Annotated in this window: 17 protein-coding genes; 2 read left to right on the top strand and 15 right to left on the bottom strand. The window is 63.2% G+C overall.

Annotated elements, in window-relative coordinates; all coding sequences use genetic code 11:
• The first annotated feature begins 191 nt into the window (after positions 1-191).
• On the top strand, positions 192-941 hold the full coding sequence (locus tag IEV88_RS03265; protein WP_188159848.1) for an SIMPL domain-containing protein: 750 nt from the start codon (positions 192-194) through the stop codon (positions 939-941).
• A gap of 129 nt (positions 942-1070) precedes the next feature.
• Here IEV88_RS03265 and IEV88_RS03260 read toward each other — a convergent pair whose 3' ends face one another.
• Positions 1071-2738 (bottom strand): M28 family metallopeptidase, encoded by a 1668-nt coding sequence (locus IEV88_RS03260; protein WP_188159847.1) that lies wholly within the window; start codon positions 2736-2738, stop codon positions 1071-1073.
• A 207-nt stretch (positions 2739-2945) separates the two neighbouring features.
• Between IEV88_RS03260 and IEV88_RS03255 the strand changes: the two genes are divergently transcribed.
• Complete coding sequence (locus tag IEV88_RS03255; protein ID WP_188159846.1) at positions 2946-4277, top strand: putative O-glycosylation ligase, exosortase A system-associated; 1332 nt, start codon at positions 2946-2948, stop codon at positions 4275-4277.
• A 19-nt stretch (positions 4278-4296) separates the two neighbouring features.
• Here the strand turns inward: IEV88_RS03255 and IEV88_RS03250 are convergent, their stop codons facing one another.
• From IEV88_RS03250 to IEV88_RS03185, 14 genes are all read right to left on the bottom strand, one after another.
• A complete protein-coding gene (locus tag IEV88_RS03250) occupies positions 4297-5343 on the bottom strand; it encodes a cation diffusion facilitator family transporter (RefSeq protein ID WP_188159845.1) in 1047 nt (348 codons plus the stop codon).
• Positions 5344-5517: 174 nt separating this feature from the next.
• Entirely contained in the window at positions 5518-6033 is a 516-nt protein-coding gene (locus IEV88_RS03245; RefSeq protein WP_188159844.1) for a hypothetical protein, read from the bottom strand.
• Between the two features lie 12 nt (positions 6034-6045).
• Positions 6046-6801 (bottom strand): type II secretion system protein N, encoded by a 756-nt coding sequence (gene gspN / locus IEV88_RS03240; protein ID WP_188159843.1) that lies wholly within the window; start codon positions 6799-6801, stop codon positions 6046-6048.
• Between the two features lie 6 nt (positions 6802-6807).
• Complete coding sequence (locus IEV88_RS03235; protein ID WP_188159842.1) at positions 6808-7287, bottom strand: type II secretion system protein M; 480 nt, start codon at positions 7285-7287, stop codon at positions 6808-6810.
• The gene (gene gspL / locus IEV88_RS03230; protein WP_268235723.1) at positions 7287-8489 is read right to left on the bottom strand and encodes a type II secretion system protein GspL; all 1203 of its coding nucleotides are present in this window, start codon (positions 8487-8489) and stop codon (positions 7287-7289) included. Before gspL ends, IEV88_RS03235 begins: the two co-directional genes overlap by 1 nt.
• A gap of 4 nt (positions 8490-8493) precedes the next feature.
• A complete protein-coding gene (gene gspK / locus IEV88_RS03225; protein ID WP_188159840.1) occupies positions 8494-9495 on the bottom strand; it encodes a type II secretion system minor pseudopilin GspK in 1002 nt (333 codons plus the stop codon).
• Positions 9492-10154 (bottom strand): type II secretion system minor pseudopilin GspJ, encoded by a 663-nt coding sequence (gene gspJ, locus IEV88_RS03220; protein WP_188159839.1) that lies wholly within the window; start codon positions 10152-10154, stop codon positions 9492-9494. Before gspJ ends, gspK begins: the two co-directional genes overlap by 4 nt.
• Positions 10154-10528: a type II secretion system minor pseudopilin GspI gene (gene gspI / locus IEV88_RS03215; RefSeq protein ID WP_188159838.1), complete on the bottom strand. Its 375-nt coding sequence runs from the start codon at positions 10526-10528 to the stop codon at positions 10154-10156. The genes gspJ and gspI overlap by 1 nt, the downstream gene beginning before the upstream one ends.
• Positions 10521-11051, bottom strand: coding sequence for a GspH/FimT family pseudopilin (locus IEV88_RS03210; protein WP_188159837.1), 531 nt, complete (start codon positions 11049-11051; stop codon positions 10521-10523). Before IEV88_RS03210 ends, gspI begins: the two co-directional genes overlap by 8 nt.
• A gap of 10 nt (positions 11052-11061) precedes the next feature.
• Complete coding sequence (gspG, locus tag IEV88_RS03205) at positions 11062-11523, bottom strand: type II secretion system major pseudopilin GspG (RefSeq protein ID WP_188159836.1); 462 nt, start codon at positions 11521-11523, stop codon at positions 11062-11064.
• A 14-nt stretch (positions 11524-11537) separates the two neighbouring features.
• Complete coding sequence (gene gspF / locus IEV88_RS03200) at positions 11538-12737, bottom strand: type II secretion system inner membrane protein GspF (RefSeq protein WP_188159835.1); 1200 nt, start codon at positions 12735-12737, stop codon at positions 11538-11540.
• Positions 12737-14296: a type II secretion system ATPase GspE gene (gene gspE, locus IEV88_RS03195; RefSeq protein WP_188159834.1), complete on the bottom strand. Its 1560-nt coding sequence runs from the start codon at positions 14294-14296 to the stop codon at positions 12737-12739. Before gspE ends, gspF begins: the two co-directional genes overlap by 1 nt.
• 43 nt (positions 14297-14339) lie before the next feature.
• Complete coding sequence (gspD, locus tag IEV88_RS03190; RefSeq protein ID WP_188159833.1) at positions 14340-16358, bottom strand: type II secretion system secretin GspD; 2019 nt, start codon at positions 16356-16358, stop codon at positions 14340-14342.
• Positions 16359-17285, bottom strand: a complete 927-nt coding sequence (locus tag IEV88_RS03185; RefSeq protein WP_188159832.1) for a type II secretion system protein N — start codon at positions 17283-17285, stop codon at positions 16359-16361. It abuts the gene before it with no gap.
• Positions 17286-17353 lie beyond the last annotated feature (68 nt).

Raw genomic sequence — 17353 nt, 5'->3', positions numbered from 1 at the left:
CCCGGTTTGAAGAATTTAAGACCTGCTGTTAGCCGCGCTATATGTCAGTGTGACGACTGTTTTTTTTCAGTTTTGCGACGCAGCATTTTGGGCACAGATTCGTGAACTCAGCCCGGCTGAGGGCGTTGTCCTGTCGCAATGCTGCCGCAAACGGCGTCCAGAGAGGACGTAATCAACTCGGGAGGACCCCCATGACACCGACCAAAAAGATCCTGATTGCCGCCACCGCCCTCGTCTCGGCGGGCGGCCTGACCGCTGCCGGCGCGATTGCGCAGCAGGCGGACGATAGACCGATGATGCAGATGCATGCCCAGCACCGCACGATTGCCGTCACCGGAAACGGCGAAGCCTCGGCCAAGCCGGACATGGCGACGATCGATTTCTCCGTCGAGGCGCGCGGCGACACTGCCGCCGAGGCCCTTGCCGCGAACAACCAGCAGATGAATGCCGCGATGACGGCGATCCGCCGTACCGGCATTGCCGAGAAGGACATGCAGACCACCGGCCTCTACATGAACACGCAGAATGTCCGCGGACCGGATGGCAGCTGGACCAATGAGATCGACTATTATGAAGCGCGCAACACGCTGAGCGTGAAGGTGCGCGATATCGACGACACCGGCGCCGTGATCGACGCCGCCGTTAACGCCGGCATCAACGGACTTGGCGGCATCTCCTACGGCTTTTCCGACGACGCGGCGCTGCTGGAGCAGGCGCGCAAGGACGCCATCGCCGATGCCCGCGAGAAGGCTGCGCTCTATGCCGCCGAGGCGGGCGTGAGCCTCGGCGAGGTCATGTATATTGCCGAGCCGGGCGCCAATGCCGGTCCGCCCTCCCCGATGATGCGCATGGAAGTGGCCTCGATGGACAGCGCGACCAAGGTTGCCCCGGGCGAGAGCAGCGTTTCTGCCAGCGTAAACATCGTTTTCGCGATCAGGTAGTATTCTCGACCAGAGACAAAAACGCCGTCCGTTTCCTCAGGAAGCGGACGGCTTTTTCTTGAGGGGACTGGTTCCTTGTTTTTGCGTTTCCTTACGGTGAACCGGCTTCACCCTTTACCGGGAAACGCTTTAATCTCGGCCGAACTTGTCGCCGAAGAAATCGTCCTCGTTCCAGGTCGGGCGCTCGTCGGCATCGGCGATTTCCCGCGCGATGCGATAGTTCAGCGTTGCGAACTTGGCACCGGCATCATAGTCGAGCGGCTGGGAGATGTCGTCACCCGGGCGGTGATAATTGGTCGACATGAAATTGCGGAACTCCTCCTCGCCGCCATTGCCGAAGCCAAGGAACAGGAACACTGATGGCACGCCCTGTTGCACGAAGCGATAGTGATCCGAGCGGGTGAAGATCGACATTTCCGGGATCGGATCCGGGATCAGCTCGACATCCATCGACGATGCGGCGCGGCGCACGGTCTCGCCCAGCGAGGAATGGTCGGCGCCGAAGGCGATAACGTCGATGAAATCATAGGTGATGATCGGCATGTCGAGATTGACGTTGGCCACGATATCGTCGAGCGGGACCGTCGGGTTGAAGGCGTAATATTCAGAGCCCAGAAGGCCTTTCTCTTCCGCTGTCACGGCGAGGAAGATGACCGAGCGGCGCGGCGGATTGCCATTGGCTTCAGCCTGCTTGAACAGGCGCGCCTCTTCCAGCATCACGGCGATGCCGGTGGCATTGTCGAGGGCGCCATTATTGATCACGTCCTCATCCGGGTCGTCGCTCTTGTTCATGCCGGTGTGGTCGAGATGGGCGGTGAGGACGACATACTCATCGGCGAGCGCCGGGTCGGCGCCGCGGATCACGCCGGCGACATTCGGGCTCATCACCGTTTCATAGGTGCTGGCACCGGCCATGGTGATCGTGCCCGGCAACTCGAACGCCGCGAAATTTTCCCCGCTCTCCTCGGCAGCGACGATCTCGGCAAAGGACATCTCTGCCCCTTCGAACAGCGTCTCGGCGCCCTGAACGCTGAGACGGCCGGTGACGAAGAGGCCCGGCGTGTCCGTGAAGCCCTCACCATCCTTGTCGACCCAGGTCATGGCCGGCGAACCGGCAGCGGCGATGGTGCGGTCCCACGGACGCCGGGCTTCATAGGAGGCGGTCGACAGGGTGATATAGCCGACGGCACCAAGTTCTTCGGCAATCGCCTGCTTGCTGCTGGAATAATGGGCGGCTTCCTCGCTCGGCAGGCCGGTGGGGATGGCGCCGAAGGCGACGACGATCTTGCCGTCGACATCGACACCCTCGAAATCATCGATGCCGAATTCAGGCGCAACAAGGCCATAGCCGACGAAGACGGCCTCGGCGGTCACGTCGGCTGCCGCGCGATTGGCCGAAGCGCCAATAAGAAAGTCGGCCATCGGATCGAGCGCAATCGTCTCGCCATCGCGGGTGATGGACATGGCCTGGGCGTCGAGATCGCGGGTCACCGACAGGAGCGGCACCTGTTGATACCAGCTACCATCCTCGCCAGCGGGCTCAAGGCCCAGTTCTTCCATCTCGGTCGCAACGTATTCCGCCGCCGCCTCGTAACCCGGCGTCCCGGCCTCGCGCCCCTGCCGCGCGTCATCGGACAGCCAGGCGATGTGCGCGGCGAGCATCTCCGCGCTTGCGGCAGGTTCCTGCGCCGATGGCGAGGCGGCAGGCGCGACTGCCTCTTCCGTCTGGCAGGCGACGAGCAACAGACCGGCAGCAGACACAGCGGCGGCGCGGGAAAGGAAATCGGAAAAGGCCATGAGTACCCCGGATAACATCAATTTTTTGCTGGCGAGCAGTTAGCCCCAACTATGCGCGACAATCAACCAACGCCGGGCGGGCGATAAAGGCAAAAACCGGTCATCGCCGGCTTTTGCCGTTTTCTGCCTGAAAAGCGGTCGTTCTTAACCAATAATATCCTCCCGGCGGGCTATAGAAAGGACCGGAAAGGAAAGCCGGAAAGACCCATGCGCGACCTGTTGCTGCTCGCCTTCATCGCCGCCTCGTTGCTGGCGACCCTGCGATATCCCTATATCGGGCTCTTGCTGTGGGGCTGGTTCACCCTGGCCACGCCGCAGCAGTCAGTCTATTTCGCCAGCCAGATCCCGCTTAACGTCGTCATTGCGGCGGTAACCTTTGCCAGCTTTTTCTTCCACGGAGAGATACGCCGCGCGCGGCTGGAGACTGTCAGCGTCTTCCTGTTGCTGTTCATGACATGGCTTGGCGTATCGCACATGATGTCGCTCGACCAGTCGCTATCCGCCGAGCCGACCGAGCGGTTCATCAAGGTGCTGATCTTCGTCTTTGCCTGCATGATGGTGACGACGGACAAGCTGCGTCTGCACGCCATGCTGTGGCTTCTGGCGCTGGTCATGGGGTTCTATGGCGCCAAGGGCGCGGTCTATACGATCGTGAAGCTGGGCGGCGGGCTGTATATGGGCCAGGCCGAGACAATCCTTGAAGACAACAATCATATCGGCATCGCCCTCGCTGCGAGCCTGCCGCTGTTTCTTTACCTGCAGGGCCAGGCCAGGCACGGGCTGGTAAAACGCGGCTTGCAGGCCGTGTTCGTCATGTCGATCATCGCCATTTTGGGCACGCACTCGCGCGGCGCTTTCGTGTCGCTGGTCGTGTTCGGCGGGGTCATGTGGCTCTATTCCCGGCACAAGGTGAAGATCGCCATCGCGGTGGCGATCCTGTCCATCCCCACCGTCATGCTGCTGCCGCAGGAGTGGACCGACCGGATGGAGACGATCGCCGATGCCGGCGAGGACCAGTCCTTCCAGGGCCGGGTCGACGCGTGGGTGATCAACTGGAAGCTGGCGCTGGAGCACCCGGTGACGGGTGCGGGCCTGCGCACGTCCTATGAGGAGCATGTCGCCAGGCAGGTGGAGATGTTCCGCGAGCCTCGGGCGGCGCATTCAATCTATTTCGAGGTCCTGGGCGGCGCTGGATTTGTCGGCCTGTTCTTCTATCTCGGCATGATCGGCGCGGCATGGCTCAAGGCCTTCGGTGCCCAGATGAAGTACCGCCATGCAGAGCGGGACCGATGGCGATCCGATTTCGGCAAGCATGCGCAAATATCGCTCGTCACCTTCTGCTTCGGGGCTTTGTCGGTGTCGATGGAAATGTGGGAAGGCTATCTGATCGTCATTGCCCTGATCAGCGTCCTCGGCAAGATCAGCCCGGTTCAGACCCGGGAGAAGAACCCGCTGGTTCGTGCCCGGCAGGACAGGGAGAGAGCCCGGTTCCGGGCGCGCTATGTCCGCAGTGAGGACAAGGCCGCGGCGGCACGATAGTGTTTCAGGCAGGCAAGTGTCAGCCGACACTGCGCATGGCAGGAGCGCGCGCCGCCGGTGAGCCGTCTTCGCCAGAATCTGCAGCACCGGCACCGCCCTTGACGCGACCGGTGATTGTATCGTCATCATCCAGCAGCATTCGGTCAGGGCATTCCTCGCATTCGACCTGGATGGTCGAATGTTCGATGCCATAAAGCTCCTTCAACAGGCGCTTGACCTCGGTCAGGGCGTCCTGAGCGGCAGCCGGACTGGTCACACCGAGATGCATGGCAAGCTGGGGCTCTTCCGGTGTCAGCATCCAGACTTTCAGCTGGTGTACGCCGGTAACGCCGTCGACGCGTCGCGTCAGCGTGTCGGCGATCTCGTCGGGGTCGATATTGGACGGTGCCCCCTGCAGCAGGATGTGAGAGGCCTCCGAGAGCAATGGCCAGGCGACCCGGATGATCAAGACGCTGACTGCCAGGGTGAGGATCGCATCGATACGGACAAAGCCGGTCCAGCCGATGATGAGAGCGGAAAGGATGGCGGCGACCGACCCGAAAATGTCGCCAACCACGTGCAGCAATGCGCCGCGCATGTTGATATCCATGTGGCTGCCGCCATGGAGCACCGCGAACGCCACGATATTGGCTATGAGCCCCGCCACCGCGACGAGCAACATGGTGCCGGACAGAATCGGCTGCGGGTCGATGAAGCGCTGGATCGCTTCCCACAGCAGCCAGATTGTCAGGGCGATCAGGGCGAGGGCATTGATGAAGCCGGCGAGTACCTGGGCCCGGCGCAGACCGAACGGGAAGACGGAGGATCTCGCTGTGCGGGCAGCCAGCCACCGCGCCGATAGCGCGAGGAGCAAGGCGCCGGCATCCGTCGCCATATGCCCGGCATCGGCCAGCAGCGCCAGGGAGCCGGAGATGATACCGCCGACGATCTCGACGATCATGAAGACGAAAATGACCCCGAAGGCAATCGCAAGCCGGCTGCCATCCGACCCTTCAGGCACGTGATGGTGATGGTGATGGTGGTCACCACAAGAGCCATGATTCAAATGGGCCTGGTGTTCCGACATATCTCCCTGTCGCGTTTGTCTGGCGGGTCAGGCGGGTCTTTCGCTGTAGCCAGAGACTAGTGCGTCTTGGCTCGTATCCGCAAGAGACTTGTCAGGATTTATCCAATAAAATCCGCAACATAAGTGATATTATATCACCCACTACACCACCTTGCGCACTGTTTGCCGCCCTGGTCAGGCGCGGCATCCGGCAAGACCGGCAACAGGAGTTACGCGCTCCCACCCGAAAAAGTTGCGCAATGTTATAACACCTTGCTCAACATAGACACCGCCTTCGAACGGCGTGCCGAAGCTGGCCGAGACCTTCACCCGGGTTTCGCCCGGCGTTCCGGCCTCGAGCGTATAGGCCTGCTCGGCCGCGACGCCATAGCGGCGCTCGCCCTCTTCCTCGACGAGATCGAGCCGCGCCGGGGCGCCGTCGATGATCATCTCGGCCTGCCGGCCCTCGACATTGCGGAAGATCATTATCGGTTCCCCCTGAGCGACGGTCCAGAGCAGCATGCCGCACTGGCCGGCCTCGAGATTCTTGTTCTTCAACTCGGCGATCCGCGGAGCATCATTCTTGACCTGATACTTCGCCCCGCTGGCCGCTTGGGTGCCAGAGGCGGCGCTTTGCGTCGCGGCATCGGGGTTTGACGCACACGCCGCCCCGACAGACAGGATCGACAAGGCAATACAGGAGCGGAGCATGAGAGCCATCCTTTACGGGTTCACCAGCAAATTGCCGCGCTGGATCAGTACGAGATCATCGCCGGTTTGCTCGAAGCCGTAAAGCGTCAGAGCGGTGGCGACATCCTCTTCCAGCCCGCCAGCAGTGACCTCTGCCAGATAATCAAGCGTCGGGTCGAGCGTGCCGGTGATCGCAACGGTCTGGCCATTGCCCTCACCGCTCAGCGCGAGGCGCAAGACGCCATCATCGCCGCAAGTTGCCGTGCCTGCGAGCGGGAAGCCTTCCCCGCCCCAGCTCCGCGCCGAATAGCTCAGGGAGTCGGTCCATAGCGAGACGACACCCGACTGGCACCGCTCGCCGCGCAACTGGAGATTGTCCGTCTCAAGGCGCACCGTCCCACGCAAAGGCGCGCCGAAGGCATCGACGACATTGTAAGCGGAGAGATCGACCAGGAAGGCGGCATCGCTGAGCGTGACGCGCTCTCCGGCAAGGCTGACCCGGCCCTCACCATTGACTGGCCTGCCGGCAATCTCGATCTCGCTGAAGACACGGCCCGTCAGCAAGGGCAGGAAACGGGTGCGCTGGGTCACTGTGCCGATGGGATAGCCGTCGAGCGAAACGCCCGCGATCGTGCCTTGCCATACCGTGCCGCCCGCCGCCGCCCAGTCAACGCCCTGTGCTCTCACGCCGGAGATATCGAGCGCCAGTGATAGTGGCAGCCGCGCGACCGCGAGGACGACAAAGAGGGCGATGCCGGCAAGCGGCAGGTAGACTGTCCGGCGCAGCATGGGAGGTCAGTTCCCCTGGCTGAGGGTCAGGCGTGCCTGAACCGTGGTCTCGCCAAAGCGGGCGCGGGATATGCGCGCTTCGGTGACGCGGATATTGCGCTCGCTTTCCAACTGGCCGAGCCAGCCATAGAGCCGGCTGGCGGTAATCGTCTCGATGGAGATGATGACGCTGGCACCGCTCTGGCTCAACTGGAAGGCCGCGACGGGAATGTCATTGGCGGACGCAGAGGCAGTGATGATGCCGCGCAGGGCGGGCCCGGTTGCCGCCCCCTGCCCGTCTGTGGCGCCGCCCCCGGCAGCCGCCGTGGCGCGATCGACGAGGATCGCCGTCGACTGGGCGTTTTGCAGGGCAATCTCGCCCGATGCGCGCCAGGCGAAAAGCGGCCGCATCAGCGCAAAGTAGATCAGGAACAGCCCGACCACGACAGCCATGGCCATCAGCAGGGACCGCTCGCGCCGGGATAATGTCTGCCACCAGCTGCTCATCAGGACGTCCTCAAATACAACTTGCCGATATAGGCATTGTCGCTGTCCCGCGACAGGTTACGGCCTTCCTCAACGACGATGCCATAGGCCGACAGGGATTGCTTTAACTGGTCCAGTTCATCCGTATCGAGAAAGCGGATATCGGCGACAAGCCCTTCGCTGGCGTCATAGGTGACGGCAGCGAGCTGGACGCCGTTCCGCTCCTCCATCGCAGAGGCAAGAACGCTGGACAGTTCAAGAAACCATGTCTCCGCCGCGCCGCCATCGGCAGCCATCTGGCGAGCCTGGCTGGCGATATTGCGCTGTGGCAGGTCGGGATAGGCCGCGGCGAAATCCGCCTGTGCCTGCCGCTCCAGATCTGCGGCATTGGCGTGAAACTGCATGCCCTCGACACCGACGGCAACGAGCCACAGGGCGAGACAGGCCACAGCGAGGCCCGCCGCATAGCGCCAGGGCTGGGCAGCGGCGCGCCAGTCGAGGCCGCGCTCAAACGTACCCTGCAGCAGGTTGACGGGCACATTGTCGACGATATGGCCGGCCAGGAAAGACGGCAGGTGACGGGCATCGGGCAGCCCCACTTCCTGCACGGCAATCGCCTCCGGCACCGTGACCGGCGCGGCATCGGCCAGACGGATAATGCCAAGCTTTTCGACGCCGGCAACAGTCAGAATATCGCCGGCAAGGTTATCCGCCAGCGGACGGTCGCTGACGAAGCCCTCGCCGTCCATGGTCAGGCTCAGCCGGTGCTTCTCAACCAGCATGATGGCCTGCCCGCGAACGCCGAGGGCGAGGATATCCGCTGTCAGCATATCAGGCGGGAAGCCGGCGTCGCGCAGCGCCGCGACCCAGCCGGTAAGCCACGCCTGTTCCACTGCGATGATCGGACGGCCTGTCGTGCTGTCCGCCGCGTCGGCGCCGAGCGCGATGTGCAGACCCTCGACCGGGCCGGCGAGCTCGTCTTCAAGCAGGAAGCGCGCGGCCTGAATGAGCTGTCGCTGGTTGCGCGCCGGCGTCGTCAACCGCCGGATCGCAAAACGCTCGCCCGGCAGGATGACGACAATCTCGTCCGGTTCCTGCTCGATGGCCCCGGTCAGAGCTTCGAGCGATGCAACTATGCCACCCCCGGCGGGCTTGTCGCCCGCCGTCGCGACCCATTTGATAGGGTCTTCAATCATGTCTCCGGTGATGAGGATCAACCGCATCTAGTCACTCGGGTCCCATCTTGCGTGCCACAACGCTGACAGCGCCATTATTGCCCACTTCTAACAGGCTTTCCTGCAGGATAAATGCCTGATTGTAATTAACATTTGTCTTAAGCCGCAGCCATCCGCTGTAAAGCCGGAAACTGTCCCCGGCACCGTCCGGCAGGTCCCGGCCGGAAAAGACCGGCAAGCCCCAGAACTGGTCGATCGTGGCAAAGCCTTCCGCCGGGATGTCATTGATCAGCGCTTCGACTTCGTGCGGCTCCAGAATGCCGCCTAGCGTGGCGTAGACAAGGGGGGCATCCGCCGGCGTGAGAAGATTGACGTTGATCGGCGACGGATTCGTCTCCGGATGCACGCAGACATAGGGCTTCACGGCCTGATACAGCTCCGGTGACATCCACATCAGCGCCCGCAATTCGGACATGTCGGCGAGCAGCGTGTTGCCCGTGCGATAAGGCGTCGAAAGCCGGGCGTAATCGGCATCCTCCGATCCGTTGATGCCCGGCGCGGCGTCAGTATCGATCCAGTCGGTGATCCCGCGGGCGATGGCGGCCTGCGCGACCTGGTCGAACCCGAGCTGCGCCAGCATCAGTTCCAACCGCTCAAGCGCGTCAGGGTTTTCGACAAGCGCGTCATCCTCCCGCGTGACGAGGCTGTTGAGATTGAAACAGCGCGTATCGTCGGTGATGGCTGCCTCGATCAGGCCATTGTCGATCGGGAACCGGACCGGTGCTCTCAGCCAGTCTTCCTCGCGCGTATCGCGGGCGGGCTCGGCCTGCCATTGTGTCTCGATCACGCCTTTGGCCAACACTTCAGCGCCCAGCGCATACCATCGGATCTGGTCGAGCGCCTCGGCCGAGCGCGCCCGCGCTGTCGAGGTCCGCATCGTCTGCGTCATCGCCAGTGCGATCACCGACAGGCTCGCCAGCAGGACGAGCACGATCAGCAGGGCGACACCCTGCTGCCTGTCTCGCCTGGGGTTAGTCCCGAACCAGAGGGTCATGTCTGCCCGCCCCCTTCCAGCTGGCCGGCATGGAAGAGCTGGCGCATCTCGCCGAACACCGGGTGGATGAACCGAAGCTCGACGGCGGCCGGCAGGGGCACCGAAGCGCGGGAAATGAACCGGTCTTCCCACAGCGGTCCGACAAGGAACCTGATGTCGACATTCTCAAGCCCTGTAAACAGGACCCGTTCCGTCGAGGGTGTCTCACGCTGGCGGTCCGGATAATTCCAGGCGCGCCGGACAATCCTGTCCTCAATCACGAGATACTCGATATATTGAAGCCGGGAACGAGGATAGCGGTTTCCCGGATTGATATTGCCGCTGCTGACGATGGCGAACAACAGCCGCTCGCCGTCGCGTTCGACGGCATTGCCGAACGCAGTCAACTCACCGCCATACATCGGCCCCGGCAGGGTATTGCCGAACTCATCGCGCACCCGCCGGCGCGCAATCTGGGCAAGGTCCGACTTGATCAGGCTGCGGGCGATCTGGAACTCGCCGGCCATGTCGGTGGACCGGGTGAGTTGATCGTTGGAATTGATCGAAAGGCGCATGATGACAATGCCGGAGGTAGCGATGACCGAGAAGATCATCATGGCAATGACCATCTCGACCAGCGTGAAGCCCTGTTGGGCGTGGGTCCGTCCGTGCCGTTTCATCACTGCACCGCCTTGAAGGCGGTCAGGGAGCGGATGACCTGTTCGCCGCCCTCCTCGCGCACATCGACGCTGATGCGGACCATGCTCTCCACCGGCGTTTCGGCCGTGACGCGGCTCCATGCCCAGTCGGTACCGCCCATTTGCTCGACACCTGTCTCCGTCCCGAGGTCCGGCGGGGCCGGGCTCGCCATTGCCTCGACCAGGACATTCTCGGCAACGATACCGGCGACCAGGCGCCGCTCAATATCCCCGGCGGCGCTGACCTGGTTGGTCATCAGGACGAGAGCGCCGGCGATGGCCGTCGACAGGATCGCCATCGCGATCAGAACCTCGGTCAGGGTAAATCCGCACTGTGGTGAAGCGTGCCTAGTCATCTGCGCCCTCGACGATGATGCTGCCATCATCGGCGGCGACGACCTGCCAATTGCCCATCGGCCCGGTGAACATGGCCGTGAAGGGTGGCGCTGCGCCCGTGGGCAGGAAGACCAGATCGGGTTGCGGCGGCGGCTGGTCACTCTCGCGCGCCAGCGAAAAGGGCCGCGTGCCCCCCGCCGTACCGGTGGCCGGCTCGCTGTCGAGCAGCAGGCTTGACCGGGTCTCCGCGGCGAGGGAATGCTCAGGACCGCCTGCCCCCGGCAGGACCAGACTCGTCCAGCCATCCGCGCGATAGGCGACAAAGCTGTAGCGCGTCTCTTCCATGCGCAGGCCAACGATTTCCCCGCGCGTCACGGCGAGTTCCTGGGCGACCTTGACCTGACTGGCAAAGCCAAACGCCTCGATGCGGGCAGTGTCTTCCTCGGAGGGCAGGGTCATGACGACGACGCCGGCCACCAAACCGAGGATGACGACGACGACCAGAACCTCGACGAGTGTCATGCCGCGCTGGCGGCCTGCCATTCGTGCCTGCCTACCAGTTGCCGATATCCGCATCGGTGCCCTCGCCGCCTTCCCGGCCGTCGGCGCCATAGGAAAAGATATCGTATTCGCTGTTCGTGCCGGGCCGTTGATACACATACGGATTACCCCACGGGTCGTCGGGCAGGGTCTTGATATAACCGCCGGGACGATACATTTCCGGCCGGGCAACACCGTCGGGCACTTCGACCAGAGCTTCCAGGCCCTGCTCGGTAGTGGGATAGCTCAACATGTTGAGACGATATTGCTCGAGCGCATTTTCCAGCACGCTGATATCTGTGCGTGCCTTCTGCACCGCCGCCTGATCGCCTGCCGGGATGACATTGATGACAATGATCGTCGTCAGCAGCCCGAGAATGACGATAACGACCATCAGCTCGACCAGGGTCAGGCCGCGCTGGCGGCGCCGTGCCAATGCTTGCTTGGCGCGCAATCTATTCCGTATGAGGTTCATTTCCTACCTACCTTTCAGGCTGCAGCCAATGTGTTGAGCTGCAGGATGGGTACAAGGATCGCCAGCACGATGGCAAGGACGATCAGCCCCATGAAGACGATGATGACGGGCTCCAGCAGCCGCAGGGCGAGCGTCGTCGAATTGTCGAACTGCGCCTCCATGTGCGATGCCGTGCGATCGAGCATGGCCGGCAGCGTGCCGGAGCGTTCGCCAGCGGCCACCATATACACCATCATCGGATCGAATGCACCCGCCTTGCGCAAGCCGGCGGAGAGCGATGTGCCCTCGGAAACCGACGTCAGCGTCTCGCCGAGGCGGGCGCGCAGTTCTGTATTGACGACGGTTTTCCGGGCGGCCTGCAGGCATTCCAGCAAGGGCGCGCCGGAGGCAAAGAGTGTGGATAGCGTGCGCCCGAACCGGGCAGCATCGAGCCCGCGCGACAGCTTGCCGACAATTGGCAGGCGCAGGACGAAGCGGTCGAAAGCAAGCCGGATGGCGGGCAGCCGAAGACCCTGCCACAGCCCGAGCGCGCCGAGCACGATGAGCACGAGCAGAGCCAACCCCCAGCTCTGAAGAAAGGCCGATAGGCCGATGACGATGCGCGTGATCAGCGGCAGCCGGGCGCCGAGCGTGTCGAACTGATCGACGATTTTGGGCACGACAAAGATCATCAGCCCCGTGACGACACCGACGGCAACAAGCATCAGGACCGCCGGATAGATCAGCGCCGTTATCGCCTTCATCGCCATGGCCCGGTTCTTTTCCAGCATGTCGGCAAGGCGCGACATGACCCGGCCGAGATCGCCGGACGTCTCCCCCGCCGCGACGATGGCGCGGTAGAGCGGCGAGAAGGATTTCGGGTGCTCGCCAAGCGCATCGGACAGGCGCCAGCCTTCCATGACGCGGGAGCGGATGGCGAGCAGTGTCGCGCGCGGTTTCTCCATCTGTGCGGCGACCGCGTTCAGCGCCTCTTCGACAGGGGTCGCCGTCTCGATCAGCGTCGCGGCCTGACGGGTCAGCATGACGACATCGCTGTTCGACAAGGGGTGTTGGCGCTGACCGGAACCGGTCTCGGCGGCGCCCGCCTCGATCCTCAGCGGGGTCAGGCCGGCATCGCGCAGCTCGCGCCGGGCCAGGCGCATGCTGTCAGCCGACAGCATGCCTTTCTTCTTGCGGCCTGACTGGTCGAGGGCCTCATACTGAAACGCCGCCATCAGAGGCTCTCCCCTGAAACGGTTTCGGCGAGAGGCTCATCATCCTCGGCCTGCTGGACGACGCGCAGCACTTCCTCGATCGAGGTGTGCCCGGCGCGGACATGGGACCAGCCGCTCTCGGCCAGCGTTTCCGCCGATTTGAACGCGTGGTCCGCAAGCGCCTGTTCGCTGGCATCGTCATGGATCAGCTTTTTTAGCGTCTCGTCGGAGACGACGAGTTCGTAGAGGCCGAGACGGCCTTCATAGCCGGTGTGGTTGCAGCGCCCGCAGCCGACCGGCGAATACAGGGTGACGGCCTCGTCAGGCGCCGCGCCGATCAGCCGCTTCTCGGCGACGTCGGCCTCATGCGGCGCAGCGCAGGCCGGACACAAACGGCGAACGAGACGCTGGGCCATGACCCCGGCAATGGTGGACGACAGGAGGAACGGTTCGACCCCCATGTCGCGCAGGCGGGTCACCGCGCCGACAGCGGAATTCGTATGCACCGTGGAGAGCACGAGGTGACCGGTAAGCGAGGCCTGTACCGCGATCTGCGCGGTTTCGACATCGCGGATCTCGCCGACCATGACCACGTCGGGGTCCTGACGCAATATGGCACGCAGGCCGGCGGCAAAGGTCATGCCGACCTTGGCATTGACCTGGGTCTGGCCGATGCCGTCGAGCGCATATTCAACCGGGTCCTCGACCGTCAGAATGTTCCTGGCCGGATCATTGAGCAGCGTCAGCCCGCCATAGAGCGTCGTCGTCTTGCCAGAGCCGGTCGGGCCGGTAACGAGGATGACGCCGTTGGGCCGTTTGAGCAGTTTCTTGAACCGGACAAGCGTCTTCTCGCCCATGCCGAGTTTGTCGAGATCGAGCTGGGCCTGTTCCTTGTCGAGGAGACGCATGACCACCCGTTCGCCGAAGCGCGACGGCAGCGTCGAAATGCGAACATCGACGGTCTTACCGCCCATGGCGAGCGAGATACGACCGTCCTGCGGCACGCGCTTCTCGGCAATGTCGAGGCGCGCCATGACCTTGACCCGCGAGGTGAGCACCGGCGTCATCCGCGCGGGAAGGTTCAGCACTTCGCGCAGGACGCCGTCGATCCGCAGGCGGACGGAGACCTCCTTTTCATAGGGCTCGATATGGATGTCGGACGCCTTGGTCTTCACCGCTTCGGCAATCAGCGCATTGATGAGACGGATGACCGGCGCGTCGTCCTCGCTTTCCAGCAAGTCGGCGGTTTTCGGCAAGCCCTCGGCGAGGCTCGTCAGGTCATCATCGCCACTGCCCTGGAACTCCTCGGAGGAGATACCCTCTACGGAATAGATTTCCGACAGGCGCCGCTCGAACACGGCACCCGGCACGTCCTCGACGCGGACCGGCATGCCAAGGAAGCGGCGCGCCTCGATCAGCGACCAGGGGTCGTTTTCCATGCCCGGCTTGCGGTGACGACCGAGGATCACAACGCCCTCCTCCGCGCCGAAAACGACCAGTCCTCGCTCCTTGGCAAAGGCATAGGAAAAGCGCGGCAGGGCCGGAACCGTTTCTGCTGGCTGTTCGTCGGTCGCTGACATACTCGTCTTCCTGGGGCGCCCCGGGGGGCTGTTGCCCGATACTCTACTCTTCGATCACCGGCGACGTAACCCCGGCGGGGGCGGCACCGAGGAAATCCTCGATCAGGATGTCGATCGGCGGAACCTCGCCATCCGTCTTCAGCAATTGCTGCTGGCGGGCGTAATTATATTTACGCGCTGTCACCGCTTCCGACGTCCGCCGGTCGCGCAAGATCGTCGGCTTGATAAAGACCATCAGCGTCGATTTGCGGTTGGTGCGCGACGTGCCCTTGAACAGGTTTCCGGCAATCGGGATATCGCCCAGAAGCGGCACCTTGCTTTCCGAAAGCTGGCTGTTGTCGTCAATCAGCCCGCCGAGGATGAGGACTTCGCCATCCTCTGCGACGGCGGTGGTCTCGACGACCGACTTGTTGGTCACGAAGTCGCGGTTTGCCTGGGTCAACGCACCATTAACCGAGGATACTTCCTGGATGATCTGCATGCGCACGGTGTTGCCTTCGTTGATCTGGGGCGTGACCTCGAGGATGACACCGATCTCCTGACGTTCGACCTGGCGGAAGGCATTTTCCAGGTCATTACCGACTGCTTCGCCCGTCGTGACCGGTATCTCCTGCCCGACCGACAGCCGCGCCGTCTGGTTGTCGAGGGTTACGGCGAAGGGCGTGGAGAGAATATTCGACTGGGTATCGTTCTGGACGGCGGTCAGGATCGCGGCGAACAGCGTTCCGTCATCGGTGACGCCACCACCACCGAGGGAAAAGCCGCTGACGCCGAGCAGCGACCCGATGGCAGCGTCGATCAACTCCTCCGTGCCGGGAATGAGCTCTGTCGTCGTTGTCGTGGTGTTGTTATCGGCGTCGGTGACGGTCTGCGTCTCGCGGTTATTGTAGAGATAGGCCGCGCCGACACCGGCGAGAAGGTTTGGCGAGTTCTGGTTGAAGCGCGTCGAGGAGAACGGCATATCCTCACCGCCAACGACATATTGCAGGCCGAGGTCACGGGCGAGCGTGTCGGAAATCTCGACGATGATCGCTTCGATCATCACCTGCGGGCGGCGGATGTCGAGCTGCGCGATAACCTGCTGGATAAGGCGCCGGGTGTCTGGATCGGCGCTGATGATCAGCGCGTTCGTCTCCTTGTGCGCGGCGATGGAGGGTTTGCGGGTCGCGGTCTCGCTGCCATAGCTGGTGGCGATCATCTCCGTCAGTAGGGGAACGATTTCTTCCGCATTGGCGTGATTGAGATAGACAACAGTCAGGTCGACCTGCGACGCACCATTGCGATCGAGTTCCTCGACCAGCGGCACGAGGCGCGAGATGTCTGCAGGCGTACCGCGAAGGATGACGGTGTTGGATGCCGGCACGGCAACGACGCTGGTCGCATTGCCGCGGCGGGTCTCCGTTGCGGCGCCGGCGAGCAGATCGCGCAAGGTCGTCGCCACCTCGGTCGCGATGGCGCTCTGCAGGCGGATGGACCGGACGATGGAGGTATCCCGGTCGAAATCGCGTGCCACTTCGACCAGCCGCTCGACATTGGTGGCGGTGTCGACGATGACGACAGAATTGCTCTCCGGCACAGGCGTGACGAGACCGCGTTCGGAATGCAGGCCGCGCAAGGTCGTCGCCGCGGTGCGGGCATCGACATTGTCGAGGCGCAGGATACGGGTAACGATCTCGCCGCCGGAATCGGCAGGACCCGTGCCACCGGCGCGCGTCGTCTGGTCGCCCGGCACGATCTTGTATTCGTTATCGGTGATCGGCAGCACGACATAGCCATTGACCTGCATGGTCGCGAGAAACAGCTCCCATATCTCATCGCTGGTCAGCGCCGCGTCGGGCGGCGAGAAGATCGTCACCTGCCCCTGCAGGCGCGGGTCGATGACGAAGCTGCGTCCCGTCCGCAGCGAGACACTTTCTATGAAGTCGCGGATATCGGCGCCGTCATAATTGATCGAGGCCCCCTGCTGCGCTCCCGCCTGCAAGGCATTGGCCGGAGCCGGAGCAAGGGAAAGCCCGGCAATCATGCCGAGGGAAGCCAGCGCGATCAGTCTCGATACGAACATTCAGAACTCACTTGTATTGACGGTCAGGTTCAATCTCTCGCCGCCGCGGTCGACGACGAGGCTGACGGAGGTGGCGGAACGCATGGCCTCGAACATTTCCAGCAGGCGCTCCGAGTTGGCCGGGGCCGGCTCGCCATTGATGGACAGGATGCGGTCGCCCTCAACGAAGCCGAGGCGTGAGAATACTGCTCCGTCATTGCGCGGAAAAACCTCATAGCCAACGATTTCGCTTCCCTGGCGGACAGGACGAACAGCGACGATGGTCGTCAGGTCCTTGACCGACATGCCGGCGCTTTCGGGATAGATTTGCTCGGGCGGATCATTGACGGGCGGATTGTTCACCGGCGTGGCGGCGGGTCTGCTGGCGCTGGAGGCAGAAGAATTGGCCCCGGCCAGCCGGTTTTCGAGGAAAACACTCTCGCGCACGCCGCCGCGAAGGATGATGGCGCGATCCGGATGAAGACGGTCGAGCGTGACGCCGTCCATGATCTCTTCGCCGACCTCGACCATGCGCTGGTCGGTGCTGCCGGTTTTCAGGATGGCGATGCCGCTGCCGTCCGCCTCCGCCCAGATACCATTCAGGGTGATATCGAGGTCGGTTGCCCGCGCCTCGATGACAGGCTCGGCAGACGCGTCAACTGCGGACGCAGCGAATGGATCGAAACGGGCATAGACGCTCATATCGGCAGACAGCGGCGCAGCATTGCGCGTTGCGACGGTCTCCCCGATTTCAGGAATTGGCGGCGCAAGGAAAGCATAGACGAGACGGACCGCGAGCCACGCCATCAGGAGGACGATGACCAGCTCGACGACGCGCGGCAGCCAGCCGGATACGGGCGACCGGTTGCGGTTCCCGCCGGCGCGCCACAGGCGGTTGCCGCGGCGCAGGCGCGCAATCAAGTCATGCTGCATTGTCTGGATCGACATACGCTGTGCCCTTGCCGTCATCCGCACCCCGGCGGACGACCTCGATCAATTCTTATACCCATATTCGC

This window comes from Aquisalinus flavus (assembly GCF_014640095.1).
GTDB classification, from domain to species: Bacteria; Pseudomonadota; Alphaproteobacteria; order Caulobacterales; family Parvularculaceae; genus Aquisalinus; species Aquisalinus flavus.
This window is presented reverse-complemented; position numbering and strand designations above follow the sequence as displayed.

What these genes read in the sequence shown, in the direction of transcription:
- IEV88_RS03265 (WP_188159848.1), top strand. Translation starts at nt 192, where the DNA reads ATGACACCGACCAAAAAGATCCTGATTGCCGCCACCGCCCTCGTCTCG.
- IEV88_RS03260 (WP_188159847.1), bottom strand. Translation starts at nt 2,738, where the DNA reads ATGGCCTTTTCCGATTTCCTTTCCCGCGCCGCCGCTGTGTCTGCTGCC.
- IEV88_RS03255 (WP_188159846.1), top strand. Translation starts at nt 2,946, where the DNA reads ATGCGCGACCTGTTGCTGCTCGCCTTCATCGCCGCCTCGTTGCTGGCG.
- IEV88_RS03250 (WP_188159845.1), bottom strand. Translation starts at nt 5,343, where the DNA reads ATGTCGGAACACCAGGCCCATTTGAATCATGGCTCTTGTGGTGACCAC.
- IEV88_RS03245 (WP_188159844.1), bottom strand. Translation starts at nt 6,033, where the DNA reads ATGCTCCGCTCCTGTATTGCCTTGTCGATCCTGTCTGTCGGGGCGGCG.
- gspN (WP_188159843.1), bottom strand. Translation starts at nt 6,801, where the DNA reads ATGCTGCGCCGGACAGTCTACCTGCCGCTTGCCGGCATCGCCCTCTTT.
- IEV88_RS03235 (WP_188159842.1), bottom strand. Translation starts at nt 7,287, where the DNA reads ATGAGCAGCTGGTGGCAGACATTATCCCGGCGCGAGCGGTCCCTGCTG.
- gspL (WP_268235723.1), bottom strand. Translation starts at nt 8,489, where the DNA reads ATGCGGTTGATCCTCATCACCGGAGACATGATTGAAGACCCTATCAAA.
- gspK (WP_188159840.1), bottom strand. Translation starts at nt 9,495, where the DNA reads ATGACCCTCTGGTTCGGGACTAACCCCAGGCGAGACAGGCAGCAGGGT.
- gspJ (WP_188159839.1), bottom strand. Translation starts at nt 10,154, where the DNA reads ATGAAACGGCACGGACGGACCCACGCCCAACAGGGCTTCACGCTGGTC.
- gspI (WP_188159838.1), bottom strand. Translation starts at nt 10,528, where the DNA reads ATGACTAGGCACGCTTCACCACAGTGCGGATTTACCCTGACCGAGGTT.
- IEV88_RS03210 (WP_188159837.1), bottom strand. Translation starts at nt 11,051, where the DNA reads ATGGCAGGCCGCCAGCGCGGCATGACACTCGTCGAGGTTCTGGTCGTC.
- gspG (WP_188159836.1), bottom strand. Translation starts at nt 11,523, where the DNA reads ATGAACCTCATACGGAATAGATTGCGCGCCAAGCAAGCATTGGCACGG.
- gspF (WP_188159835.1), bottom strand. Translation starts at nt 12,737, where the DNA reads ATGGCGGCGTTTCAGTATGAGGCCCTCGACCAGTCAGGCCGCAAGAAG.
- gspE (WP_188159834.1), bottom strand. Translation starts at nt 14,296, where the DNA reads ATGTCAGCGACCGACGAACAGCCAGCAGAAACGGTTCCGGCCCTGCCG.
- gspD (WP_188159833.1), bottom strand. Translation starts at nt 16,358, where the DNA reads ATGTTCGTATCGAGACTGATCGCGCTGGCTTCCCTCGGCATGATTGCC.
- IEV88_RS03185 (WP_188159832.1), bottom strand. Translation starts at nt 17,285, where the DNA reads ATGTCGATCCAGACAATGCAGCATGACTTGATTGCGCGCCTGCGCCGC.